Source organism: Brevibacterium metallidurans (genome assembly GCF_037101285.1).
Taxonomy (GTDB): Bacteria; Actinomycetota; Actinomycetes; order Actinomycetales; family Brevibacteriaceae; genus Brevibacterium; species Brevibacterium metallidurans.
In genome coordinates, this window is sequence record NZ_BAAAAF010000023.1 from 1 (window position 1) to 24,284 (window position 24,284).

General features: G+C 68.9%; 23 protein-coding genes. 17 read left to right on the top strand and 6 right to left on the bottom strand.

What is annotated here, in order from left to right; all coding sequences use genetic code 11:
* Positions 1–163: 163 nt before the first annotated feature.
* Positions 164–814 carry a GNAT family N-acetyltransferase gene (locus tag AACX88_RS16495; RefSeq protein WP_339393956.1) on the bottom strand — a complete coding sequence of 217 codons (651 nt, stop codon included), beginning with the start codon at positions 812–814 and terminating at the stop codon, positions 164–166.
* 40 nt (positions 815–854) lie between these two features.
* Positions 855–1,370 carry a flavin reductase family protein gene (locus AACX88_RS16500; protein WP_339393957.1) on the bottom strand — a complete coding sequence of 172 codons (516 nt, stop codon included), beginning with the start codon at positions 1,368–1,370 and terminating at the stop codon, positions 855–857.
* Positions 1,371–1,401: 31 nt separating this feature from the next.
* Here AACX88_RS16500 and AACX88_RS16505 point away from each other — a divergent pair, with 31 nt between their 5' ends.
* Together AACX88_RS16505 and AACX88_RS16510 are read left to right on the top strand one after the other, a co-directional pair.
* Positions 1,402–1,656 carry a DUF3039 domain-containing protein gene (locus AACX88_RS16505; protein WP_339393958.1) on the top strand — a complete coding sequence of 85 codons (255 nt, stop codon included), beginning with the start codon at positions 1,402–1,404 and terminating at the stop codon, positions 1,654–1,656.
* A complete protein-coding gene (locus AACX88_RS16510) occupies positions 1,657–3,438 on the top strand; it encodes a DEAD/DEAH box helicase (RefSeq protein WP_339393959.1) in 1,782 nt (593 codons plus the stop codon).
* Positions 3,439–3,482: 44 nt separating this feature from the next.
* Here the strand turns inward: AACX88_RS16510 and AACX88_RS16515 are convergent, their stop codons facing one another.
* Positions 3,483–4,802, bottom strand: a complete 1,320-nt coding sequence (locus tag AACX88_RS16515; protein ID WP_339393960.1) for a nicotinate phosphoribosyltransferase — start codon at positions 4,800–4,802, stop codon at positions 3,483–3,485.
* Between the two features lie 52 nt (positions 4,803–4,854).
* On the opposite strand from AACX88_RS16515, the gene clpS reads away from it, so the two are divergent.
* From clpS to AACX88_RS16565, 10 genes are all read left to right on the top strand, one after another.
* Positions 4,855–5,160, top strand: coding sequence for an ATP-dependent Clp protease adapter ClpS (gene clpS / locus AACX88_RS16520; protein ID WP_339393962.1), 306 nt, complete (start codon positions 4,855–4,857; stop codon positions 5,158–5,160).
* A gap of 3 nt (positions 5,161–5,163) precedes the next feature.
* The gene (locus tag AACX88_RS16525; protein ID WP_339393963.1) at positions 5,164–5,739 is read left to right on the top strand and encodes a DUF2017 family protein; all 576 of its coding nucleotides are present in this window, start codon (positions 5,164–5,166) and stop codon (positions 5,737–5,739) included.
* Positions 5,736–6,557, top strand: a complete 822-nt coding sequence (locus AACX88_RS16530) for an MBL fold metallo-hydrolase (protein WP_339393964.1) — start codon at positions 5,736–5,738, stop codon at positions 6,555–6,557. The genes AACX88_RS16525 and AACX88_RS16530 overlap by 4 nt, the downstream gene beginning before the upstream one ends.
* A 38-nt stretch (positions 6,558–6,595) precedes the next feature.
* Positions 6,596–7,321: a ribonuclease PH gene (gene rph / locus AACX88_RS16535; protein ID WP_339393965.1), complete on the top strand. Its 726-nt coding sequence runs from the start codon at positions 6,596–6,598 to the stop codon at positions 7,319–7,321.
* Positions 7,318–7,923 (top strand): RdgB/HAM1 family non-canonical purine NTP pyrophosphatase, encoded by a 606-nt coding sequence (gene rdgB / locus AACX88_RS16540; RefSeq protein ID WP_339393966.1) that lies wholly within the window; start codon positions 7,318–7,320, stop codon positions 7,921–7,923. Before rph ends, rdgB begins: the two co-directional genes overlap by 4 nt.
* A 130-nt stretch (positions 7,924–8,053) precedes the next feature.
* Positions 8,054–9,556, top strand: a complete 1,503-nt coding sequence (locus AACX88_RS16545) for an ABC transporter substrate-binding protein (protein ID WP_339393967.1) — start codon at positions 8,054–8,056, stop codon at positions 9,554–9,556.
* A 12-nt stretch (positions 9,557–9,568) separates the two neighbouring features.
* Positions 9,569–10,516 carry an ABC transporter permease gene (locus tag AACX88_RS16550; RefSeq protein ID WP_339393968.1) on the top strand — a complete coding sequence of 316 codons (948 nt, stop codon included), beginning with the start codon at positions 9,569–9,571 and terminating at the stop codon, positions 10,514–10,516.
* Positions 10,513–11,373, top strand: coding sequence for an ABC transporter permease (locus tag AACX88_RS16555; RefSeq protein ID WP_339393969.1), 861 nt, complete (start codon positions 10,513–10,515; stop codon positions 11,371–11,373). The genes AACX88_RS16550 and AACX88_RS16555 overlap by 4 nt, the downstream gene beginning before the upstream one ends.
* A 1-nt stretch (position 11,374) precedes the next feature.
* On the top strand, positions 11,375–13,123 hold the full coding sequence (locus AACX88_RS16560) for a dipeptide ABC transporter ATP-binding protein (protein ID WP_339393970.1): 1,749 nt from the start codon (positions 11,375–11,377) through the stop codon (positions 13,121–13,123).
* A gap of 26 nt (positions 13,124–13,149) precedes the next feature.
* On the top strand, positions 13,150–14,571 hold the full coding sequence (locus AACX88_RS16565; RefSeq protein WP_339393971.1) for an amidase: 1,422 nt from the start codon (positions 13,150–13,152) through the stop codon (positions 14,569–14,571).
* Between the two features lie 54 nt (positions 14,572–14,625).
* On the opposite strand, the gene AACX88_RS16570 is transcribed toward AACX88_RS16565, so the two are convergent.
* A complete protein-coding gene (locus tag AACX88_RS16570) occupies positions 14,626–16,476 on the bottom strand; it encodes a hypothetical protein (protein ID WP_339393972.1) in 1,851 nt (616 codons plus the stop codon).
* Positions 16,477–16,593: 117 nt separating this feature from the next.
* Here AACX88_RS16570 and AACX88_RS16575 point away from each other — a divergent pair, with 117 nt between their 5' ends.
* Positions 16,594–17,811 carry a cell division protein PerM gene (locus tag AACX88_RS16575; RefSeq protein ID WP_339393973.1) on the top strand — a complete coding sequence of 406 codons (1,218 nt, stop codon included), beginning with the start codon at positions 16,594–16,596 and terminating at the stop codon, positions 17,809–17,811.
* A gap of 32 nt (positions 17,812–17,843) precedes the next feature.
* Here the strand turns inward: AACX88_RS16575 and AACX88_RS16580 are convergent, their stop codons facing one another.
* Complete coding sequence (locus AACX88_RS16580; RefSeq protein ID WP_339393974.1) at positions 17,844–18,296, bottom strand: hypothetical protein; 453 nt, start codon at positions 18,294–18,296, stop codon at positions 17,844–17,846.
* A 103-nt stretch (positions 18,297–18,399) separates the two neighbouring features.
* Here AACX88_RS16580 and purN point away from each other — a divergent pair, with 103 nt between their 5' ends.
* The 4 genes from purN to AACX88_RS16600 all read left to right on the top strand — a co-directional run bounded on the left by purN (position 18,400) and on the right by AACX88_RS16600 (position 21,429).
* A complete protein-coding gene (gene purN / locus AACX88_RS16585; protein ID WP_339393975.1) occupies positions 18,400–19,059 on the top strand; it encodes a phosphoribosylglycinamide formyltransferase in 660 nt (219 codons plus the stop codon).
* Entirely contained in the window at positions 19,056–20,609 is a 1,554-nt protein-coding gene (gene purH / locus AACX88_RS16590; protein WP_339393976.1) for a bifunctional phosphoribosylaminoimidazolecarboxamide formyltransferase/IMP cyclohydrolase, read from the top strand. The genes purN and purH overlap by 4 nt, the downstream gene beginning before the upstream one ends.
* Positions 20,610–20,715: 106 nt before the next feature.
* Entirely contained in the window at positions 20,716–20,952 is a 237-nt protein-coding gene (locus AACX88_RS16595; RefSeq protein ID WP_339393977.1) for a hypothetical protein, read from the top strand.
* Between the two features lie 294 nt (positions 20,953–21,246).
* Positions 21,247–21,429 carry an antitoxin gene (locus AACX88_RS16600; RefSeq protein WP_339393978.1) on the top strand — a complete coding sequence of 61 codons (183 nt, stop codon included), beginning with the start codon at positions 21,247–21,249 and terminating at the stop codon, positions 21,427–21,429.
* A gap of 159 nt (positions 21,430–21,588) precedes the next feature.
* On the opposite strand, the gene AACX88_RS16605 is transcribed toward AACX88_RS16600, so the two are convergent.
* Entirely contained in the window at positions 21,589–24,177 is a 2,589-nt protein-coding gene (locus AACX88_RS16605; RefSeq protein ID WP_339393979.1) for a UvrD-helicase domain-containing protein, read from the bottom strand.
* Positions 24,178–24,284: the final 107 nt, after the last annotated feature.

Genomic DNA, 24,284 nt, shown 5'->3' on the forward strand with positions numbered 1-24,284 from the left:
CGGTAGCTAAGCCCATGTCATGCTGATGGTACTGCAACTTGGTGGTTGTGGGAGAGTAAGTGACTGCCGCAATATTCTTCGGGTGGGGGCACTCCTTTCAGGGGTGCCCCCACTTTTTGCATTCACGACCCCGCAACCAGAGCGGCAGCCTGGACCTCGGCGGTCAGCCGGCGTCGAGGCCGAGGAAACGGCGGACCGCCTCGGCGCCGGTGATCCCGACCCCCTCATCGCGGACGAGATCAGCTGCGTCGAGCACGAGCTGGTGCTCACGATGTGCCTGACCGTCCTGGACGACGATGAGCTTCTCACCATTGGGCCGGTACCCGAGCTTCTCCGAGACCCGACGACTCGCATCATTGCCCTCGACATACGCGGTATGGAACACCCGGGTGTCGAAGTACTCGGCGCACGCCGTGAGGAGGGCGCGACGCATCCGTGTGCCGAAGCCCCGACCCTGCTCCGTGAGGGCCAGCCAGGACCCGGTCGTGACCGACAGCGTCTGCGGATAGTCCGTCGCGCTGATGCCCTGCACGCCGACCACGCGGCCGTTGACCCGCACCGTGAACTCGAGAGTCCAGTCCTCCGTGCGGTAGTTCGCCCGTGTGCCCCACTGGTACTGGGCGATCGAGCGGGCGATCTCCTCATCGGTGCCCGAATCCCAATCGACGAGGAACGCCTGGACCCCGTCGCGGCGCACACCGCCGCGGGCGATCTCCGCAAGCTCCCCGTAGTCCGCTTCCCGGGTCGGGGCGAGCTCCATATCGGCGGTGGTGATGCGCAGGCCGAAGGGCGGCCAGATCTGTGCAAGCTCCATGGTCGGAGTCTAACGGTCCTGGTCAGGCCGGCGACTCGTCTCAGCGCGGACCGATCGTGCCGTACGCCTTCCGCCAGCGCAGCAGCGGCCGGCTCTGCCCGCTGCCCGGACTCGCCCCGAGGGCCACGACCTCGCCGACGACGAGACTGTGCGTCGCCACCGTGAGGATGTCGACCGTCCGCAGCTCGAACCACGCGACCGCCCCGCCGATGATCGGCTGCCCCGACCGCGGCGCAGGGGAGTGGTCGACGCCGGCCAGCGCCCTGTAGAGAGGCTGCCCGGTCGCACCGAGGCGCTCGGAGAGATCCCGCTGCTCGGAGGCGAGCACGGAGATCGCGAAGTGCTCGCTCATCTCCAGTGTCTCCATCATCCGCGACCCCGAATAGATGCTCACCGCCATCGTCGGCGGATCATAGGAGACGTCGAGGAACGAATCGACCGTGATCGCGTGCGCCGTGGTGCCCCGCCTCGCCGAGACCACGGCGACGGCCGCAGCGATGTCGTCGCTGAGCTCGCGGTAGCGCTCTGTGAGCGAATACTCGTGGGACCGATCCATGGTTCCCATTCTAGGGAACTACAATGGAGCCATGACCTATCCATCATCAGGCGGTTCAGCCACGATCGAGCGCGAAGCGACCGAGCAGCTCGTCGAACCGGGCGACCACGAGCGCTTCAGCCACTACGCGCCCAAGGACAAGATCATGGAATCCATGGTCACCGGGACGCCGCTCATCGCCCTGTGCGGAAAGGTGTGGGTCCCCACCCGCGACCCCGAGCGCTTCCCCGTGTGCCCGAAGTGCAAAGAGATCTTCGAATCGATGCCTGAAGGACCCAAGGAGTAGATGGCTGCGGAACGTCTCCCCGGGACCTCCGCCGCCGAACAGCTCTCACCGGCCTTCCCCGAGCGCGCCGCGTGGGGAACGGCCGGCAAGCTGCGCGCCTGGCAGGCCGAGGCCCTCGAACTCTACTTCCGCGACCAGCCGAAGGACTTCCTCGCAGTCGCGACCCCGGGCGCCGGCAAGACCACGTTCGCTCTGCGCCTGGCCGCCGAACTGCTCGCCCAGCGCGTCGTCAACCGCGTCACCGTCGTCGCCCCCACCGAACACCTCAAGGTGCAGTGGGCGGACTCCGCGGCCCGCGTCGGCATCAAGCTCGACCCCCACTTCAGGAACTCCCAGGGCAAGCATGCTCCCGGCTACCACGGTGTGGCGCTCACCTATGCCCAGGTCGCCGCGAAGCCCGTCCTCCACCACAACCGCACGGCCGCCGGCCGCACCCTCGTCATCCTCGACGAGGTCCACCACGCCGGCGATGCGCTCTCGTGGGGCGACGCCGTCCGTGAGGCCTTCGGACCCGCGGTGCGAAGGCTCTCGCTGACGGGCACCCCGTTCCGGTCCGACACCTCGCCGATCCCGTTCGTCACCTACGCTCCCGACGACGAGGGCATCCGCACCTCGGTGGCCGACTACTCGTACGGCTACGGCCGCGCCCTCAAGGACTTCGTGGTCCGCCCGGTCCTCTTCCTCGCCTACGCCGGCGCCATGTCATGGCGGACGAAGGCCGGCGACGAGATGTCCCACGTCCTCGGTGAGGAGACGACGAAGGACATCAACTCCCAGGCCTGGCGCACCGCCCTCGACCCTGCCGGCGACTGGATCCCCGCCGTGCTCAAGGCCGCAGACATCCGGCTCACCGAGGTGCGCCGCACCGTGCCCGACGCCGGCGGCCTCGTCATCGCCACCGACCAGGACGCCGCCCGCGCGTATGCGAAGGTGCTGCGTGAGATCACGGGGGAGCGGCCCACGGTCGTCCTCTCCGACGAAGCCGGCGCCTCGGCGCGCATCGAGGAGTTCCAGAACTCGACGGACCGCTGGATGGTCGCGGTGCGCATGGTCTCCGAAGGCGTCGACGTCCCCCGCCTGTGCGTCGGGGTCTACGCGACCTCGTCCTCGACCCCGCTCTTCTTCGCCCAGGCCATCGGACGCTTCGTGCGCGCCCGCAAACGCGGAGAGACGGCCTCGGTGTTCCTGCCCTCCGTCCCGATCCTCCTCGCCCTGGCCAACACGATGGAGGTCGAACGCGACCACGCCCTCGACCGGCCGAAGACCGAGGACGAGAACGACGTCGTCGTCTTCGACGACCAGGCGCTCGAAGCGGCCAACCGGAACGAGGGCGCCTCCGATCAGCTCGGATCCTTCGAGGCCCTCGGCGCGGAAGCGCTCTTCGACCGGGTCCTCTTCGACGGCGGCGAATTCGGCACCGGCGGGGCGATCGGCTCGGAGGACGAACTCGACTTCATCGGCATCCCCGGCCTCCTCGAACCCGACCAGGTCCACGAACTCCTGCGCACCCAGCAGGCCAGGCAGGCCCAGCGCAAGACCGCCGCCGCCCCACCGGCGCCCGAGACGCACACGAGCGAACTCGAGCACCGGGCGATGAAGGAGGAGCGCAACCAGCTCCAGAGCCTCGTCGGCGCATGGTCGCGGCGCACGGGCAAACCGCACAAGACCGTCCACGTCGAACTCCGCAAGGCGTGCGGGGGCCCGGCCGTCGCCCAGGCCACCCGGGAGCAGATCCAAGCCCGGATCAAGCGCCTCCAGGGCTGGTTCGTCGGCCAGAAGTGAGCCGGGCTGGGTTCGAGCCGACCGCGGCTCGAGCCGAACGCGGCTCAGTTCGTGTAGAACACCGTGGGGATCGCCGGCTCCCCGTCCTGCAGGCGGCGCGCCGACCGCGGCAGCTCCGCCAACGACTCGTCATGCCGGGCGCAGGCCTTCTTCACACCGCCGGCACCCGTGAACGAGCGGTCGATCTCCCCGCCGACGACGAGGTCGACCGAGAGCCGACGACCGTCGTCGAGGTCATCGGGCAGGTCGGGGATGCCCACGGCCTCCTCGACGGCGATCGCCCCGTCGATGAGCCGCCTCGCCTCCTTATGACCGCCGCGTGAGGGTTTGCCGGTGGAGTTCTTCGCCACCGCCGTCCACGTGCCCGATTCGTCCGCGCGGGCCACGAGCTTGTAGACGAGTCCCGCCGCCGGAGCACCCGAGCCGGTGACGACGCGGGTGCCCACGCCGTAGGCGTCGACGGGGGAGGCGGCGAGTGCGGCGATCGCGTACTCGTCGAGGTCGCTGGTCACCGTGATCGTCGTGTCCTTCGCCCCGAGGCGGTCGAGTCCCGCCCGGACCTCGCTCGCCTGCTCGATGAGGTCGCCCGAATCGATGCGCACCCCGCCGAGGCGGGGGCCGGCGAGCTCGATCGCCGTCTTCAGAGCCTCCTCGACATCGTAGGTGTCGAGCAGCAGGGTCGTGTCCGTGCCCAGCGACTCGAGCTGGGCGGCGAAGGCCTCCCGCTCGGAGTCGTGGAGGAGGGTGAACGAGTGCGCGGAGGTGCCGATCGTCGGCAGCCCGTAGCGCAGACCGGCTGCGAGGTTCGACGTCGACGCGAAGCCGCCGATGACCGCGGCCCGGGCGGCCGCGACCGCCGCATGCTCGTTGGTCCGCCGCCCGCCCATCTCCGCGCACGGCCGGTCCCCGGCCGCCTGCGCCATGCGGGAGGCCGCCGAGGCGACCGCGCAGTCGTAGTTGAGAGCGGAGAGGATGAGGGTCTCCAGGATGACGCCCTCGGCGAAGCTCGACTCGATCGTGAGCAGGGGAGAGCCGGGGAAGTAGATCTCGCCTTCGGCATAGCCGCGGATCGTGCCCCGGAACCGGTAGTTCGCCAGCCAGTCGATCGTATGCGCGTCGACGATGCGCTCCCGGCTGAGGAACGAGAGCTCCTCGTCGTCGAAGCGGAAGTCCGAGAGCATCTCGAGGATCCGGCCCGTGCCAGCGACGACCCCGTAGCGGCGGCCCGCCGGCAGGCTGCGTCCGAAGACCTCGAAGAGGCTGGGCCGGTGAGCGGCCCCGGACCTCAAGGCGGCCTGCACCATGGTCAGCTCGTACTGATCGGTGAAGAACGCAGTGGAATCGATGCGTGTGAGATCACTCATAGGCGTGATCCTACGTCACGACAGCATCACGGATCTGCCGTATTGTGGAAACGTGAGCAATCCAACGACCCCTGTTCTGGAGCCGGACGTCGGCGTCCGGACCGCCCTGGATCAGGCGCGGCCATGGAAGACCGTGGTCTTCAACGACCCGGTCAATCTCATGAGCTATGTCAGCTACGTCTTCCAGTCCTACTTCGGCTATTCGGCGGAGAAGGCCCACACGCTCATGCTCGAAGTCCACGAGAAGGGCCGCTCCGTCGTCGCCACCGGCGGTCGCGAGGAGATGGAGCGCGACACCCAGGCGATGCACGAATTCGGCCTGTGGGCCGCGTGCCAACCCGAATCAGGATCCGACTGACGCATGGCAGCCATCGACGCTCGTGGGGACGACGTCGTCCTCAGACTCGAGGACAACGAACGCTCCCTCATGCTCACCGTCTTCACCGACCTTGCAGCCCTGCTCGCCGAGGACGAGGACGCCGAAGGGCGACCCGACTCGGAGAACTGGGAGGCCCGTCTCGGGCTCGTCGACCGTCCCCGCCCCGAGGACCCGGCGCTGCTGCGACTCTTCCCCGACGTCGATCCCCTCGACGAGGAGCGCTCGGCCGAGTTCCGCCGCCTCACCGAGTTCGACCTCGCCCAGGCGAAGGCCCACAATGTGCGCATCATCGTCGCGGGACTCCGGCGAGGCGCGGCGATCACGCTGAGCCGAGACGAAGTGCTCGCGTGGATGAAGGGACTCAACGATCTCCGGCTCGTCCTCGCCGTGCGCCTGGGCATCGACACCGAGGAGGCGCAGGAGGACAAGTACGCCCACCGCGGCGACCTCGACGAGTCCGAAGAGCTCACCCTGACCCTGTACGACTTCCTGACCTGGATTCAGGACCGACTGACGATGACCCTGCTCTCCGAGATGCAGGGGGATGACGACGAATGAAACTCACCGCCTTGGGCACCGCCGGATCCTTCCCCGGACCCGGCTCCTCAGCCAGCTGCTACCTCGTCGAGACCGAGGAGGAGAAGCCGACCCGCGTCGTCCTCGACCTCGGCTCCGGGGCGCTGACCCCTCTGCAGCGGGCGATCGACCTCGACTCGATCTCCGCGGTCGTGCTCAGCCACCTCCACCCCGACCACTGCATGGACATGCTCGGCTTCTACGTGCGCCACAGCTACGATCCGCGCTTCTTCTCCGGCGACGTCACCGACACCGGCACGATCCGCACCCGCACCGCCGTCTACGCCCCCGCAGGCGCCCAGGAGCGCCTGACCCGGGCCTACCACACCGATCCGGGGAAGTCCCCGACGGCCGGAGGCTGTGAGGACACGGACTTCTCCCGGGCCTTCGAGTTCGTCGACCTCGACCATCGCCTGGTCTGGCAGGTGGGCTCGCTCACCCTCGAGGCCTTCCTCGTCGACCACCCCGTGGAGACCTACGCGGTGCGGATCACCGACGCAAAAGGATCCGTCATCGTCTACTCCGGCGACACCGACGAGTGCGAGAACCTCGTCGAGGCCGCCCGCGACGCCGACCTCTTCCTCTGCGAAGCCGCCTTCCAGGAGGGCAGGGACTCATCCCGCGGCGTCCACCTCACCGGACGCCGCGCCGGCCGCGTGGCGACGAACGCCGACGTCCGCTCCCTCGTGCTCACCCACATCCCGGTGTGGACCGACTGCACGATCGTGCGCGGGGAAGCCGCAGGAGAGTACCGCGGACCCATCGAACTGGCCAAACCCGAAGCCTGGTGGAGCGTGTGAGCGCCACCGGGGAGACGACACCGACAGGAAGGGCGAGCATGGCACGCGCAGACGGACGAGCAGCGGATGAGCTCCGCGATGTGCGGATCACCCGCAACTGGATCACGACGGCCGAGGGGTCGGCGCTCATCGAGTTCGGCAACACGCGTGTGCTCTGCGCCGCCTCCCTGACCGAAGGGGTGCCGCGCTGGCTCAAGGGCCAAGGCCGCGGCTGGGTGACCGCCGAGTACGCGATGCTCCCGCGCGCCACGGACTCCCGCAGCACCCGCGAATCCGTCAAGGGCAAGCTCGGTGGACGCACCCACGAGATCTCCCGCCTCATCGGACGCAGCCTGCGGGCCGTCATCGACATGACGAAGCTCGGCGAGAACACCCTCGTCCTCGACTGCGATGTCCTCCAGGCCGACGGCGGAACCCGCACCGCGTCGATCACAGGCGCCTACGTCGCCATGGCCGACGCCATCGACAAGGGCCGCTCATCGGGGATCATCCCCGCCGCCAACAAGCCCCTGACCGACTCCGTCGCCGCGATCAGCGTCGGCATCATCGACGGCCAGCCCCTCCTCGACCTGCCCTACGTCGAGGACTCCCGCGCCGAGACCGACATGAACGTCGTCATGACCGGGTCGGGCAAGTTCATCGAAGTCCAGGGCACCGCCGAAGGCGCCCCCTTCGACCGCGACGAGCTCTCGGCCCTGCTCGACCTCGCCGCGAAGGGCTGCACCGACCTCACCGCACTCCAGGCCGAAGTCCTGGCCCGATGACGACGTTCGTCCTCGCCACCCGCAACGAGAAGAAGAAGCGCGAGCTCCTCCAGATCCTCCTTCCCGTCCTCGGTGAGGACACCGAGATCCGCACCGCCGCCGAGGCGGGACTCGCCGACGTCCCCGAGACCGGGGTGACGTTCGCCGAGAACGCGCTCATCAAAGCGCGCGCCGCCGCCGTGGCCACCGGCCTGACCGCGATCGCCGACGACTCCGGGATCGCCGTCGACGTGCTCGGCGGGGCTCCCGGGATCTTCTCCGCCCGCTGGGCCGGGCGCCATGGCGACGACCGGGCCAACCTCGAACTCCTCCTCGCGCAGCTCGGCGACATCGCCGAGGAGCACCGCGGTGCGCAGTTCCGCTGCGCGGCTGCCGCGGTGACCCCCGACGGCCGCGAGTTCGTCGCCGAAGGGGCGATGCCCGGACACCTCGCCGCCGCCCCGGCCGGTGAGGGCGGCTTCGGCTACGACCCGATCTTCGTTCCCGCAGGGTCGACGAAGAGCGCGGCGCAGATGACGCCCGAGGAGAAGAACGCCCGCTCGCATCGGCGGATCGCCTTCGACGGCCTTGCCGCCATCCTCGCCGAGCAGACGGGACTCTGAGCGCCCCTTGCCGCCTCGGCGACACCGTTCCCGGTCAGCGGCTCACGATGTGATCATGGACACATCTTCACAGGGTCTTCTCGGTTAGACTGAGCGAGCCGATGGGCGTTGACGAACTACGAGGTGAACCATGACGATTCCGCGCACCGCCCTTCTGGGCGCAGCAGCAGCGGCCCTTGCCCTTGTCCTCTCCGCCTGCTCGGCCGGCGCCTCGTCGCCCGGAGACGATGAGCAGAAGGACTCGATGGCGATCGCATTCACCGCCGAACCCGTCAACCTCGACTTCACCTCGACCTCGGGAGTGGCCATCCCCGAGGCGCTCATGGAGAACGTGTACGAGTCCCTCGTCCGGCTCGACGAATCAGGCAAGGTCCAGCCGGCGCTCGCCGAGGACTGGACGGTCTCGCAGGACCGGAAGACCTACACCTTCACCCTCCGTGACGGCGTGAAGTTCTCCAACGGGGCCGACCTGACGAGTGAGGACGTGAAATTCTCCTACGAGCGGGTCAAGAGCGACTGGAAGAACGCGCTCAAGGCGAAGATGGACGTCGTCGACTCGATCGCGACCCCCGACGAGAAGACCGTCGAGATCACCCTGGCCAAGCCCTCGAACCAGTGGCTGTTCAACCTCACCACCCTCGTCGGCGCGGTCTTCGACACCGAAGGCACCGGGGATCTCGCGAATCAGGCGATCGGCACCGGACCGTACACGATCGAGAAGTTCACCCGCGGACAGTCGATCGACTTCGCCGCCAGGGGCGACTACTGGGGTGAGGCGCCGGCGGTGAAGAACGTCGAGTTCAAGTACTTCAAGGACGCGGTGTCGGCCGCCAATGCGCTGAAGTCCGGAGAGATCGACATCGTCTCGAACCTCCAGGCCCCGGAACTCGCCGGGGACTTCCAGAGCGCTGATTACCAGATCATCTCGGGCACGACGAACGGCGAGGTCGTGCTGTCGATGAACAATGCCGAGGGGATCTTCACCGACAAGCGGGCCCGCGAAGCGGTGATGTACGCGATCGACCGCAAGGCCGTGCTCGACACCGCGTGGGCCGGCTACGGAGAGCTCATCGGCTCGATGGTTCCCCCGACCGATCCCTATTACGAGGACCTCACCGGGGTGTGGCCGTACGACCCGCAGAAGGCGAAGGACCTTGTGAAGGAGGCGGGACTCGAGGGGAAGGAGTTCGCCTTCACCGTCCCCAACCTCCCGTACGCCAAGGCGATCTCCGAGATCGTGTCCTCGCAGCTGAACGAAGTGGGACTCAAGGCGAAGATCGAGACGCAGGAGTTCCCCGCGGTGTGGCTCGACAAGACGTTCACGAAGCACGAATACGACATGTCGGTGATCAACCACGCCGAACCCCGGGATCTGCTCACGGTCTTCTCCTCGGATTACTACACCGGCTACGACGATGAGAAGATCAAGGCGCTCGCGGAGAAGGCCGACACGGGTACGGAGGAGGAGTACATCTCCGGGATGAAGGACATCGCCCGGACGATCACCGAGGACGCCGCCGCGGACTTCCTCTTCCTCTTCCCCAACCTCGTCGTCGCGAAGGCCGACATCGCTGGCATCCCCGCCAACCGCGTCTCGGATGCCTTCCGCATCGCCGACCTCAGCTGGAACTGACCTGCGCCGACCATGATCGCCTACATCCTCGGTCGGCTCGTCCAGTTCCTGCTCTCCCTCCTCGTCGCCTCGGTGGCGGTGTTCGCGCTCATGAGCGTCCTGCCCGGCAATGCCGCGCAGGTGGCTTTGGGCACGAACGCCACCCCGGAGGCCGTGGCCGCACTCGAAGCCCAGTACGGTCTCGACCAGCCTCCGCTCGTGCGCTACCTCGACTGGCTGGGCGGGATGCTGCGCGGGGACTTCGGGACCTCGTATGTCACGGGCGCCCCGATCACCCCGGTCATCGTCGACAGCGTCCAGGTCACCCTCATCCTCGTCATCGCATCGATCATCCTCGCCGTGCTCATCGCCGTGCCCTTGGGCACCGTCGCCGCCCTCGAACAGCGCACCTGGGTGGGGTCGACGATCTCCGCGCTCAGCCAGGTCGGGATCGCGGTGCCGAACTTCCTCGCAGCGATCCTCCTCGTCATGGTCTTCTCGCTCACCCTGGGCTGGTTCCCCTCGCAGGGGTGGATGGCACCGATCGAGGGGTTCGGAGGGTTCCTCGCCCGACTCGTGCTGCCCGTCGTCTCCCTCGCCCTCGTCCAGGCGGCGATCCTCACCCGCTACGTGCGGTCGGCCGTGCTCGACGTCATGCGTGAGGACTTCATCCGCACCGCCCGTGCGAAAGGGCTGACCCGCTCGCGGGCTCTCTTCCGGCACGGACTGCGCAACGCCGCGATCCCCGTCATCACGGTCGCCGGAGTCCAGTTGGCGACCCTGCTCGTCGGCGCCGTGGTCATCGAGCAGATCTTCGTCATCCCCGGCATCGGCTCCGAACTCGTCCGCGCCGTGTCCAACCGCGACCTCGTCGCCGTCCAGGGCATCGTCATGGTCCTCATCGTGCTCGTGCTCATCATCAACTTCACAGTCGACCTCCTCTACCCGGTCATCGACCCCAGACTGCGGAGCGCGGCATGAGCGCGCCGCGCACCCGCGCCCGGTCGCGACGGCGGATCGGGGCGCCGATGGTCATCGGCGCCGTCCTCGTCTCACTCGTCGTCCTCCTCGCCGTGGTCTCCTTCGTCTGGACCCCGTACGATCCGGCCGCGATCGACCCGACGCAGCGCCTGCTCTCGGGCAGCCCCGACCATCCCTTCGGCACCGACCAGTTCGGCCGGGACACCCTGACGTGGATCATGTACGGGGCGAGGATCACCCTCATGGTCGGCCTCGTCGCCGTCGGCATCGCCCTGCTCATCGGCACCCCGATCGGCATCCTCGCCGCGGTCTTCGCCCAGTACCGGTGGGGCATGTGGCTGAGTGCGCTCATCATGCGCGCCAACGACATCCTCCTCGCCTTCCCCGCGCTGCTCCTGGCGATCATCTTCGCCGCCGTCACCCAGCCGGGCACGGGACCGGCGATGCTCGCCGTCGGCATCGCCTCGATCCCCGGGTTCGCGCGGGTCGCCCGCTCGGGGACGATGCAGGTGCTCGGCTCCGAATACGTCCGCGCCGCCCGGGCGGCCAACCGCAGTGCCGCCGCGATCGCGGTCGTCCATGTGCTGCCGAACATCGCCGGCATGGTCATCGTCCAGGCTTCGGTGACGTTCGCCCTCTCCGTCCTCGCCGAGGCGGGACTGTCCTTCCTCGGCCTCGGCACGCAGGCCCCGGTGCCCTCATGGGGGCGGATGCTCCAGGAGTCCCAGCAGTTCCTCGCCAGCCAGCCCGAGCTGGCCCTGTGGCCGGGGCTGTTCATCGCGCTCGCCGTCCTCGGGTTCAACCTCCTCGGCGACGGACTCCGCGACCGCTTCGACCCGAAGATGGAGGTGCGCTGAGATGGCCGAGACGCTCGTCGACGTCACCGACCTCACGATCACCCCGGCCGGGTCGCCGACCCCCGTCCTCGACTCCGTGTCCCTTTCCATCCGTGCGGGGGAGCGGGTCGGGCTCATCGGCGAATCCGGGTCCGGCAAGTCGCTGACCGCGGCCTCGATCATGGGTCTCCTCCCCGAAGAGCTGCACGCGAGCGGGACGGTGACGGTCGCAGGCTTCGCCGGCAACGTGCTCACGGCGAAGGAGAAGCGGCTCGCCCGGATGCGCTCGGACCTCGTCTCGATGGTCTTCCAGGAGCCGATGAGCGCCCTCAACCCGCTCATGCGGGTGGGCGATCAGATCGCCGAAGTGCTCCGCCTCCACGGCAGCGTCCCCCGCGCTGCGATCCCGGCCCGGGTCCGGGAGCTCCTCGTCAGCGTGCGCATGCCCGATCCCGACAGCGCTCGGTTCGCCTACCCGCACCAGCTCTCCGGCGGGCAGAGGCAGCGCGTCATGCTCGCGATCGCCCTGGCGAACACGCCGCGCCTGCTCATCTGCGACGAACCGACGACCGCGCTCGACGTCACCGTCCAGAAGCAGATGCTCGACCTCATCTCCGAACGTGTCAATGCCGTCGACGCGGGCCTGCTCTTCATCACCCACGACCTCGCCGTCGTCGCCGGCATGTGCGAACGCGTCATCGTCATGTACCAGGGGCGCATCGTCGAGACCGGGGACGTCGAGGCGATCTTCACCGCCCCGCAGAACCCCTACACCCGTGGACTCCTCGCCTCCTCGGACCTCGCGGCCACCGATGCGGACGGGAAGCTGTTCACCCTGCGCACCGCGGGGGACTACTCGGGACCCGGCGAGGGCGAGCCGGCGGTGACCCGCCCTCGCAGCACCGCCTCGGCGGGGACCGGGCTGACCAACGAGGACACGACCGCCTCGGCGGGGGAGGACCCACCGGGCGCACCTCCGCTCATCGAGGTGGCGGGAGTGTCGAAGATCTACCGTCCCGGGGGACTGGTGCTGCGCCGCAAAGCGCCGGTGCAGGCCCTCGACGAGGTGAGCTTCACGGTGCGGCGCGGTCAGCGCCTGGGCATCGTCGGGGAGTCCGGCTCGGGGAAGTCGACGCTGCTGAACATCCTCTCCGGCCTCGACCAGCCGAGCGCCGGGCATGTGCGGGTCGGCGACATCGCCGTCGAATCCGCGTCCGCCGCGGGCCTGCGGCGACTGCGCGAGAACCTCCAGATCGTCTTCCAGGACCCCTTCGCCTCCCTCGACCCGCGGATGCGGGTCGAAGACATCGTCGCGGAGCCCCTCGTCGCCAAGGGCGTGGGACGTGAGGCCCGCCTGAGCGAGGTCGAGGCGATGCTCGACGCCGTCGACCTCGACCCCGCGTCGATGCGCCGCTACCCTCACCAGTTCTCCGGTGGGCAGCGGCAGCGGATCTCGATCGCCCGGGCGCTCATCACCCGGCCGCAGATCCTCGTCGCCGACGAACCGGTCTCCGCGCTCGACGTCTCCGTCCGTGCCCAGGTGCTCAACCTGCTCACCGACTTGGTCGACGACTACGCGCTCACCCTGCTCTTCGTCTCCCACGACCTCGGCGTCGTCAGGCACCTGTGCTCCGAGGTCATCGTCATGAAGGACGGACGCATCGTCGAGGCGGGAGAGACGGAGGCGGTCTACGACCAACCGCGCGAGGAGTATACGAAGAGCCTCATCGCGGCGACCCCCAACCTCGCCGCCGCGCTTGCGACCGGGTGAGGCCCGGGAACCATCGGGAGGATGAGATGACGACGACGGAGCCTGGCACGACCCTGGCCGACCTCAGCGCCGCAGCGATGAGCGCCGGATTCGCCGCGGGGACGTTCACGCCGCTCGAGGTGCTCGCCGACGTGCACGCGCGCATGGATGCCTGCGAACCGGTCGTCAACGCCCTCCACCACCGCGACGACGCGCGCTCGACCACGGCCGCCGAGGCGGCGGCCCGCCGCTGGGAGACCGGCCGGCAGCGCGGCGGGCTCGACGGGGTGCCGGTGACGATCAAGGAGAACATCGCCCGCAGGGGAGTGCCGATGCCCTCGGGCCATGCGTGGGTCGAGATGCCCGTGGCCGACCACGACGCCCCGATCACCCAGCGTCTCGAAGAAGCCGGGGCGATCATCGTCGGGTCGACGACGATGCCGGACTGGGGGATGCTGTCCTCCGGAGTCTCCTCCCTCCACGGCATCACCCGGTCCCCGCTCGACCCGACCCTGACCACGGGCGGGTCGAGTGCGGGAGCCGGGGCCGCGGCGGCCGCGGGCTACGGACCCATCCACATCGGCTCCGACATCGGCGGGTCGATCCGCCTGCCGTGCACGTGGCTCGGGCTCGCCGGACTCAAACCGAGCTTCGGCCGGGTGCCCCTCGATGCCCCGTACATGGGCCGCTGTGCGGGGCCGCTCGCCCGCACCATGGCCGACGTCGCCCTGGCGATGAGCGTGATCTCGGCACCCGATGACCGCGACTGGACCCGACTGCCGGCGCTCGCCGTCGACGACCCCCGGGACGAGGCGGGTGCCGACTTCGACCCCGCCGGTCTGCGCATCGGACTCCACCTCGACGCCGGCTGCGGCGTGCCGGCGTCACCGGAGACCCTGGCGGTCGTCGCCGAGGCGGCCGAGCGGTTCCGTGCCGCCGGTGCCGAGATCGTGCCGATCGACCCATTCATCGACGACGCGCTGCTGGCGGACATGGACCTGTTCTGGCGGGTCCGGTCGTGGAACGACCTCCGGGGCCTCCCGATCGCCGAGCAGGCGCTCATCCTGCCCTACATCCGGGCGTGGGCGCAGGGCGGGGCCGATGTGACGGGGACGAGGCTCATGGACTGCTACCACAGTGTGCAGGAGATCCGGCGGCGCACCGTGGCGGCGACGGCGGACCTCGACCTCGTGCTCTCCCCGGTGGCGCCGGATGCCGCGTTCCCCGCCGAACAGCCGATGCCCTACCCGGACGTCTCGCAGCCCATGGGCCACATCGGCTTCACGATGCCCTTCAACATGTCCGAACAGCCTGCCGCCTCCGTGCACGCGGGCTTCACGGACGACGGACGCACGATCGGGGTGCAGATCGCCGGGAGGCGCTTCGCCGACGGCGTCGTCATGGCCGCAGGCCGCTGGTTCGAGGCGGCCGCGGCGGTGCCGGCGCCGCAGCGCTTCGATCTCGGCTGAAACGCCGATCGCCGGGACTCCGTGCGGAGTCCCGGCGATCGGTGCGGTGCGAGGTCAGAAGTCGAAGAACTCGACCGTGAGCTTGTCGCCTTCGATCTTCACACTGCCGGAGACCGACAGCGGGTTCCCGTTGGAGAAGTACGAGGATCCGCGCTGCTTGCCCTCGACGCTGAAGTCGAAGCTGCCGTTCTTCTCGGTGAAGAACGATCCGGTGCCGGGGTCACCGGTGCCGAACGACGCCTTGACCTTCGGCGACTCCTTGAGGGTCCACTTCGCGGTGTTCTTCTTCGCGAGTTCGTCGAGCTTCTTGTCCGTGCCGCCGACCGGGATCTGCGTGGGATCGAACTTGATGAACTTGCACTTGGGCTTGATGTCCTTGTTGTCGAAGCACTTCTTCAGCTCCGCATCGACCTGCTTCTGGACCTCCTTCTCGAAGTCCGGAGTGGGGGCGAGATCGAGGTTGAGCGAGAGCGGTGCGACCTGATCGCCGGTCGGCTGGTCACCGGGGGCGTACGCCTGCGGGAAGTTCGCCGCAGCCGTATCCGAGGCCTCCGAGACCCACTTGCTCGCGGGGATCGAGAACTCGTAGTTGCCCGGGTAGACCGCGAATGCCGTCGTCCCTGCCTGCGCCTGGTAGTCCGTGCCGTTGATCGTCAGACCGTCGGCGGCGGGAACGTCGAGGGAGATGACGTGGAGCGCGGGCCCGGCCAGCGACCACTTGTCGAAGAAGAGGTTCTGCTTGCCGTCCTTCTTCGCCGTGAGATCGACGTTGTAGGTCGCGCCGTCGAGCTGGTAGGTGACGGTGACCTTGCCGTTGTCACCGTCGACGCTGGAGGACTCGACCTTCGCGTTCTCGATCTTCGCCGCCGAGGCTTTGGTGAAGTTCGTCGAGAGCAGGTCGAGGTTCGTGCCCTCGGGCCGCGGTGAGGAGGCGATCTTCTCCGCCGCGGCGAAGTCGCCCTTGTTCAGGGCCGCGACGTAGTCCTCGGCGACCTTGTCCGGTCCGTAGTTGTTCTTGTTCACCGAGTTGACGACGAGGACGCCGACAAGCACGAGGACGAGGACTAGGACCACGGAGCCGAGGGCGATGAAGAGAGGGAGCTTGCCCTTCTTCTTCGGTGCCCGGGACTCCGCGCGGGTGGCCGTGGCCGCTCCGCCGGCGAATCCGGGGGCCGGTGCCGGCTGCGGAATCGCCTGGGACGAGCCGGGACCCGAGCCGGTGCGCGGACCCGAACCGGTCTGCTGCGGTCCGGACTGGTACGGGTCGTGCTGTCCCTGGTAGGGGCCGGACTGGTTCTGGTACGGGCCGTTCTGCTGCGGCCCGTTCTGCTCGGGCACGGCCGGGTAGCGGCTCGTGGCCTGCTCACCCGGGTACTGGGGCGCGCCGAACTGGTCGCCGCCGTACTGCGGTCCGCTCTGCTGGGCACCGCCCTGCTGGGGGCCGCCCTGCGGTGGCCCGTACTGCGGGCCATTCTGCTGCGGCTCGTTCTGCTGGGGTCCACCCTGCTGCGGGCCGCCGAACTGCGGGGCCGACTGGGGTCCCTGGCCGGGAGCGCCACCGGATGCCGGGGGCTGGTTCTGCGCCTGCGACTGGTTCTGCGCCTGTGACTGCGCGGAACCGGGGGCGGAGAAGGGAGGGGCGTCGCTGCCGAAGGAGCGTTCGCCGCCCTGGGCTGCGCCGTTCGGCTCGGGGGCGCCGTCGGACTGTGACGGTCCGTCCTCGCCGCGGTCGGAGGAGAACGGGCTGGGCATTGCGACGGTCTCGTCGCCGTTCGTGCTGCGCTCCGGTCCGGAACCGGAATCGCTCACCCCGTTGCCGTCGGCAGCGCTCTCGCCGCTGCCCGATCGGTTCGGAGGATCGTTCGGTGGGGGCGGAACATTCTGTTCGTCGTTCCCATTGCTCATCGCTGGCTGCTTCCTTAACTTCCGACACGCGCGTCCTGGCGCAATTGTACGTCCCAGACATGAGTTTCGCGCGGTCAATACCGCAATGTGCGCTTGTCGTCAGCGAAAATGGAAGCGATGCACACTTCTCCACCTCAGAGCGCCACCCGCCATCCCGTCCTCGTGGGCCTGGTCGAAGCCTTCCGCCTCGACCTCATCGTCGTCCCCTCGGCGTTCGTCGCAGCGACCGTCTTCTGGATCGTCGGCCTCGGTGCCCAGCTCGACTACTCGATCATCCCCGAGTGGGCGTTCGCGCTGTGGGCGCTCGTCCACGGACTGAGCGTGACGACGATCGGATTCGAGTTCTCTCTCGCCCCGAGCCTCGTCACCGTGGGCGTGTGGCTCCTGGTCTCCTCCGGAGCGACCCGGATCGTCTCGGAGCTCTCGGACGCCGAACCGCACCCCACCTCGTCGGGGGAGGAGACTCCCTGGTGGGCCACCTGCACGATGGCGCTGACCGGCTTCGCGCTGGGCTATGCGGGGCCGCTCATCGCCCTGGCGCTCATCGTCGGCACGGCCGTCGTCGATCCGTTCGGGGTGCTGCGCCTCGTCGCCCTGCTCGGCACGGCCTTCGCCTTCGGCTATGTCCGCGCCCGCGGCGTCGTCGACGTTCCCTGGCTGGGTGCGCTCGACGCCGAGGTCTGGGAGGCCGCGCGTGCCCTGGCCAAGCGCCTGCTCTTCGGCGCCCTCGCGCTCGCGGTCGTCGTCATCGGCGTCGGCCTGGCACTGCGCTGGAGCGACCTCACGGAGTCCATGGAGTCCTACAGCTCACCGTTGTCCGCGGGCATCGGGCTCATCGTCGTGCAGCTGCTCTTCGCTCCCGGTGCGCTCTTCGGTGCGCTCTCGTGGGTCGCGGGCTCCGGTGTGAGCATCGGTGCCGGGGGCCTGTCCTCGGCGTTCGTCGCGGTCACCGGGCCGGTTCCCGACGTTCCCGTCCTGCAGCTGCTCACCGGCGACTACCCCGTGTGGACGACGGCGGCACCGGTGCTTCTCGTCGTCCTCGGTCTCGGTTGCGTCGTGATCGGACGCACGCATGCCGGTCGGGTGTACGCAGCCTCATGGACGGGAGTCGGCATCGCCGCAGGTCTCATCCTCATCGCCTGCGAGACGGTGGCGCTCTTCGCCTACGGCGCGATCGGACCGCTGGGGCTCGCGGCCTTCGGACCGTCGCCGGTGTTCGCAGCGGTCGCCGTCACGGCCTGGCTGAGCCTGGGAACGGCGATCGGCCTCGTGCTCACGAAGCTCTCGCACATGCAGTACGACGAGTCGGAGTTAGCGGCACACGACGACCGCTGAGTCGGCACCGCGGAGACCTCGGGCGACGAGCCTCAGTTCGACCCGGGAAGGTTGAGGTCCTGGCCGGTGATCTGCTTGAACCACGCGCTCAGGCCCTCTTCGTAGCCGCTGGCACACGAGAGTTCGGCCTGCTGGGTGATCGCGTCGCGAACGCATTCCTCGTACTTCGTCTGGATCGGCCAGAGCACGACGGAGGACAGTGTGGAGAAGATGAGGTAGAGGCTGAGCAGTCCGCCGAGGATGCCGAGCGAGATGCTGCGCCGCTGCTTGGCTCGCACGACGGCGATGATGTAGCGGACCGACCAGACGATCGCGGCGACCGCGAAGCCGGCGGCGGCGAGCTTGAAGGGCAGCGGGTAGGTGAACGTCAGCACCGCCGCGAGGACGAGGAGGACGAGGATGAGTCCGTGCCGGGCCGGCGCGGCCTGCCTCTCCTCTTCCGGAGTCGGGGCGTTCTTCTCTTCGGTGCTGTTCGGTGACGTCACCGTTGCATTTTGTCACAGTCGACTGACAAACGCCTCGGCGGTGGTGCCGTCGGAGCCCGGTGCCGAGTCCGTGGCCCGAACCCGGCGAGGATAGAATGTCTCCGTGCGCATCGTTCTGCTGGCCTCCGGCTCAGGTACTCTCACCCAGGCCGTCATCGACGCTTTCACCGGTCCCGACATCGCCGAGGCGGATGTTGAGATCGCCGCGATCGGCTCGGACTCCCAATCGGCCGGGGTCCTCGAGAGGGCACGCACGGCCGGCATCCCCGACTTCGTCCTCGCCCCCCGCGACTGCGCCGACCGCTCCGAGTGGAACATCCGACTGCGCGAGACCGTCGCCGCCTACGCCCCCGACTGGGTCGTCTCCGCCGGGTTCATGCGCATCCTCGGGCCCGAGTTCGTCGCGGCCTTCCCCGACCGGATCATCAACACCCACCCGGCCCTGCTGCCGTCCTTCCCCGGCTCCCACGGCGTCCGCGACGCCCTCGCCCACGGAGTCAAGGTCACGGGCGGAACCATCCACCTCGTCGACTCCGGCGTCGACACGGGCCCGATCATCACGCAGTTCCCCGTCCCCGTCATCGACGGTGACACCGAGGCGAGTGTGCATGAGCGCATCAAGAAGCGGGAACGCGAGGAGGTCGTCCGGCTCTTGGGCTTCCTCGCCGTCCACGACCTCATCCTCGACGGGCGACACGTCACGGGATATCCGCCCGCCCAGACCGAACAGATCACGACCAGAACCCTCAAGGAGGACCAGTGACAGGAACCCGCGCGATCAGGCGAGCGCTCATCAGCGTCTACGACAAGACCGGACTCACGGAGCTCGCCCGCGGACTTTCGGCAGCCGGCGTCGAGATCGTCTCCACGGGATCGACGGCGTCCCGGATCGCCGAGGCCGGCGTCGACGTCACCCCGGTCGAAGAGCTCACAGGGTTCCCCGAAACCCTTGAGGGCCGGGTCAAGACCCTCCACCCGCGCGTGCATGCCGGCATCCTCGCCGACTCCCGCAAACCCGAGCATCTGGGCCAGCTCGAGGACCTCGAGATCGAGCCCTTCGACCTCGTCGTCGTCAACCTCTACCCGTTCGCGGACACCGTCGCCAGCGGTGCGGGCTTCGACGAATGCATCGAGCAGATCGACATCGGCGGTCCCTCGATGGTCAGGGCTGCGGCGAAGAACCATCCCACCGTCACCGTCGTCACCGATCCGGACGACTATGCGGCCGTGATCGAGGCGGCAGCGGGAGAGGGCTTCGACCTCGCGGCCAGGCGCGCCTTCGCCGCCCGCGCGTTCGCCCACACCGCCGCCTATGACACCGCCGTCGCCTCGTGGTTCGCCGCCGAGCTCGCCGCGCCGCAGGAGACGGAGCTGCCGGACTTCGCCGGGCTCACCGGGGTCAAGCTCGCCGACCTCCGCTACGGGGAGAACCCGCACCAGGCGGCCGCCGTCTACACCGACGGCACCCGCGGCATCGCCGGGGCGAGGCTGCTCGGCGGCAAGCCGATGTCGTACAACAACTACACGGACACCGATGCCGCGATCCGCGCCGCCTTCGACTTCGACCAGCCGGCCGTGGCGATCATCAAGCATGCCAATCCGTGCGGCATCGCCGTCGGCGAGACCGCGGCCGAGGCACACCGTGCCGCGCACGCCTCCGATCCGCTCTCGGCCTACGGCGGTGTCATCGCCGTCAACCGAGAAGTCGATGCGGAGCTCGCCGAATCGATCAGGCCGATCTTCACCGAATGCCTCGCGGCTCCCTCGTTCTCGCCCGACGCGCTCGAGATCCTCTCGGCGAAGAAGAACCTCCGCCTCATCGAACTCGGCGAGGTCGACTTCCCGGCCGAGGAGCTCACGCAGATCACCGGTGGGTTCCTCATCCAGGATCGGGACGTCTTCCAGGCCGAGGGTGACAGCCCCGAGGTGTGGACGCTGGCGGCCGGTCCCGCAGCCGACGCCGCCGTGATCGCCGATCTCGAGTTCGCCTGGAAGGCGTGCCGGGCCGTGAAGTCGAACGCGATCCTGCTCGCCAAGCACGGAGCCTCGGTGGGTGTGGGCATGGGCCAGGTCAACCGGGTCGACTCCGCGAAGCTCGCCGTCGAACGCGCCGGAGCCGAGCGCGCGGCCGGTTCCGTCGCCGCCTCCGACGCATTCTTCCCGTTCGCCGACGGACTCCAGATCCTCCTCGACGCCGGAGTCAGGGCCGTCGTCCAGCCGGGCGGATCGATCCGCGACGACGAGGTCATCGCCGCCGCCGAGGCTGCCGGCGTCTCCCTCTACCTGACCGGGAGCCGCCATTTCTTCCACTGAGCGCACCAGCACCTCCCCCCGCCATGCCCGGCGGGGGAGAGGGGCGCTCGCCAAGCGCTGGATCTACTGGAAGCGCCGCTACTCGCATCCGGACTCCAAGGACTGGGTGCTGCTGGGATGCCTGCTCGCGATCATCGTCGCGGCCGCCTGCGCGTTCATCGACTTCCGGCTCGCGGCGATCGTGCTCGCCGCCGTTCCCGCGGGGCTCGCGCTCATGCGGGCGATGCCCTCGCCGTGGGGCGAGTACTGGGTCAACCGGTCCCGCGGCGTCGACATCCTCACGTGCGTCATCTTCGCCGGACTCCTCATCCTCCTCGCCTTCGCCGTGCCGCAGTCCCGGTGAGCCCAGGTCGCAGCGGGCTCGAGTTCCCGTGAGCTCACGTCCCGGTGAGTTCACACTCCGGGGAACTCACATTCTGGGAAGCCGACCGGAGGACAGCGCAATCGCTGCGGCCGGGTCACGTGCGGGTCACTGCGCAGTCATTGCACTGTGAGGTAAGTTACCGTCCGCCGAATGAGCGTTACGTTGAGAGGTCCCTGTGAAAACCGGGCCCTCCGGTTCCCTCGCGCGCCAGAGGTGGCATCGTGGTCTGCGTCAGGAGGTCCGAGAGGACCTCTTCCGATGAAAGGAGACAGCATGGGATTTGATGACCTGACCAACAAAGCCAAGGACGCCTTGAATAGCGATAAGGGCGAAGAGCTCAGCGACCAGGGACTCGACGGCGCCTCGAACGCCGCCAACAACCTGACCGGCGGCAAGTTCGAAGACCAGATCAACCAGGGTCGCGACGGTGCCGATGGAGCCATCGGCAACGAATGACCTTCGATCCATAGCCGCGTCCGGCATGGATGAGCGCCGAGGTGAGCGATCACCTCGGAGCTTCGTCGTCTCCGGGGCACACGCGCCCTTCCGGGGGTCGCCCGAGTCCCGCGGCCGCCCGAGTCCGACGGGCCGCCCGGAGTCGAGCGACGGCCGGAGTCAGCTGAGTTTCTCGACGGGCGCGTAGCGGAGCAGGAGGCGCTTCGTGCCCGCGGATCCGAAGTCGACGACGGCGACGGTCTTGTCCCCGGTGCCGTTGACCTCGGTGACGGTGCCGAGGCCGAAGGACTCGTGTGAGACCTTCTCGCCGACGGTCACCGAGATGACCTCCCGGTTGGGTCGGATCCGGTTCGGGAAGCCCGCCGACGAGGAGCTCGAGGACCGCGAGGCGCGGGAGGACCCGGTGCTGCGTGAGGACCCGCTGCCGAAGCTTGCGCGCGATCCGTAACCGCTGCCGTAGCCGCCGCCGCTGAAGCCGCCTCCGCTGCCGAGCGCCGAGGAGAAGCTGCCTGTGCTCTCCCACTCGATGAGGTTCTCGGGGATCTCCGTGAGGAAGCGACTCGGCGGGTTGTACTGCGGCTGGCCCCACATGCTGCGCGTCTCGGCGCGCGTGACGAGCAGGCGCTGCCTGGCCCGGGTGAGACCGACGTAGGCGAGCCGGCGCTCCTCGGAGAGTTCGCTCGGGTTCTCGAACGATCGGGCGTGCGGGAAGCCGCCGTCCTCGAGTCCGGTGAGGAAGACGACGGGGAACTCGAGGCCCTTCGCGGTGTGCAGGGTCATGAGGGTGACCTGGCCGAGTTCGGCGTCGGGGATCTGGTCGGTGTCCGAGGCCAGTGCCACCTGTTCGAGGAACGCATCGATCGTCGCCTCGCCCGCGCCTGCTTCCACCGGCTCGGCCTCCGTCGGCTCGGCCTCGGACGGTTCGGCGTCGGCGGTTGCAGCGTCCGACCCGGCCGCGGCGCCCGACCCCGACTCAGCGCCCGCCCCCGAGTCAGCGTCCGACTGCGAGTCAGCGTCCGACTGCGAGCCAGCGTCCGACTGCGAGCCAGCGTCCGACTGCGAGCCAGCGTCCGCCCCCGACTCGACGACCGCCTCGGTGCCCGCCTCGGCGGGGACTGCCGCACGGGTGGCGACGAAGTCCTCGGCGACGGCGACGAGCTCGGCGAGGTTGTCCACCCGGGACTCGTCCTGCGGGTCCGTGCTCTTCTGCAGGGACTCGAGGTAGCCGCTCTGCTCGAGGATCGCCTCGATGACCCGGGAGACGGGAGCCGCCTCGGCGGTCTGGCCGAGGTCCTTGAGGAGATCGGCGAACTTCTTCACCGCGGACTGGGCACGCGCGGGCAGGTGCGGGATCTCGTCGAGACGGTCGAGGGCGGCGGAGAAGCTGATGCCCTCCCGGTCGGCGAAATCGGCGATGATGCCCTCCGTGCGATCCCCGATCGAGCGTTTGGGCACGTTGAGGATGCGGCGGAGGTTGACGTCGTCGGCGGGATTGGCGATGACGCGCAGGTACGCGAGCGCGTCCTTGATCTCCTTGCGCTCATAGAACCGGGTGCCGCCGACGACCTTGTACGGGATGCCCGAGCGCACGAGCGCGTCCTCGATCGCCCGGGACTGCGCGTTCGTGCGGTAGAAGACGGCGAAGTCCCCATACGTGTACTTCTCCTCGTCGATGAGCTCGTCGATGCGGTCGACGACGAAACGGGCCTCGGCCTGCTCGTTCTCCGCGACCCAGCCGACGATCGGCTTCCCGCCGCCCTCGGAGGTCCACAGGCGCTTGTCCTTGCGGTCCTGGTTGTTCGCGATCACCGCGTTCGCGGCGTCGAGGATGTTCTGCGTCGACCGGTAGTTCTGCTCGAGGAGGACGACCTCGGCGGCGGGGAAGTCCTGTTCGAACTCGACGATGTTGCGCACCGTCGCCCCCCGGAAGGCGTAGATCGACTGGTCGGCGTCGCCGACGACCGTGAGCTCGGCCCCGGTCGCCCCGCCCGCCCCGTCACCGGCGAGCGCGCGGATGAGCGCGTACTGTGCGGGGTTCGTGTCCTGGTACTCGTCGACGAGGATGTGGCGGAACCGGCGCCGGTAGTGGTCGGCGACCTCGGGGAAGGCCCCGAAGAGGTGGACGGTCTCGGCGATGAGGTCGTCGAAGTCGAAGGCGTTGGCCAGCCGCAGCCGCGCGGTGTAGCGGCGGAAGACGTCGGCGAGCACCTCGTCGGCGGGATTGTTGGGGCGGGGGACGAAGTCGTCGGCGGTGAGCAGTTCGTTCTTGAGGTTCGAGATCCGGTGGAGCATCGCCCGGGGAGCGTACTTCTTCGAATCGAGGCCGAGCTCCTTGAGGATCTGGGCGACGAGGCGCTGGGCGTCCTGGGCGTCGTAGATCGTGAAGTTCGACTTCATCCCCAGGGTCTTCGCCTCCCGGCGGAGGATGCGCACGCACGAGGAGTGGAACGTCGAGACCCACATCGACCGGGAGGCGGGACCGACGATCGCGGAGACGCGTTCGGCCATCTCCTTCGCCGCCTTGTTCGTGAAGGTGATCGCGAGCACCTCGCCCGGATGCGCCCGGCCGGTGGCCAGGGCGTAGGCGATGCGGCGGGTGAGCACCGTGGTCTTTCCGGAGCCGGCTCCGGCGACGATGAGCAGGGGCGAGCCCGTGTGGACGACGGCCTCGCGCTGGCGGGGGTTGAGGCCTGCGAGGAGGTCGTCGGCGCGGGAGTCGGCGGTCGTGTTCTCAGCTGCAGCAGTCATGTCGGTGACAACGATACCGCCCGCCCCTGACACACGATGAGCGCAGCACTCCTGTCAGCAACCCTCCGGGCGCTGAGCAACCCTGCGCAAGGTTGCTCAGCGCCCGG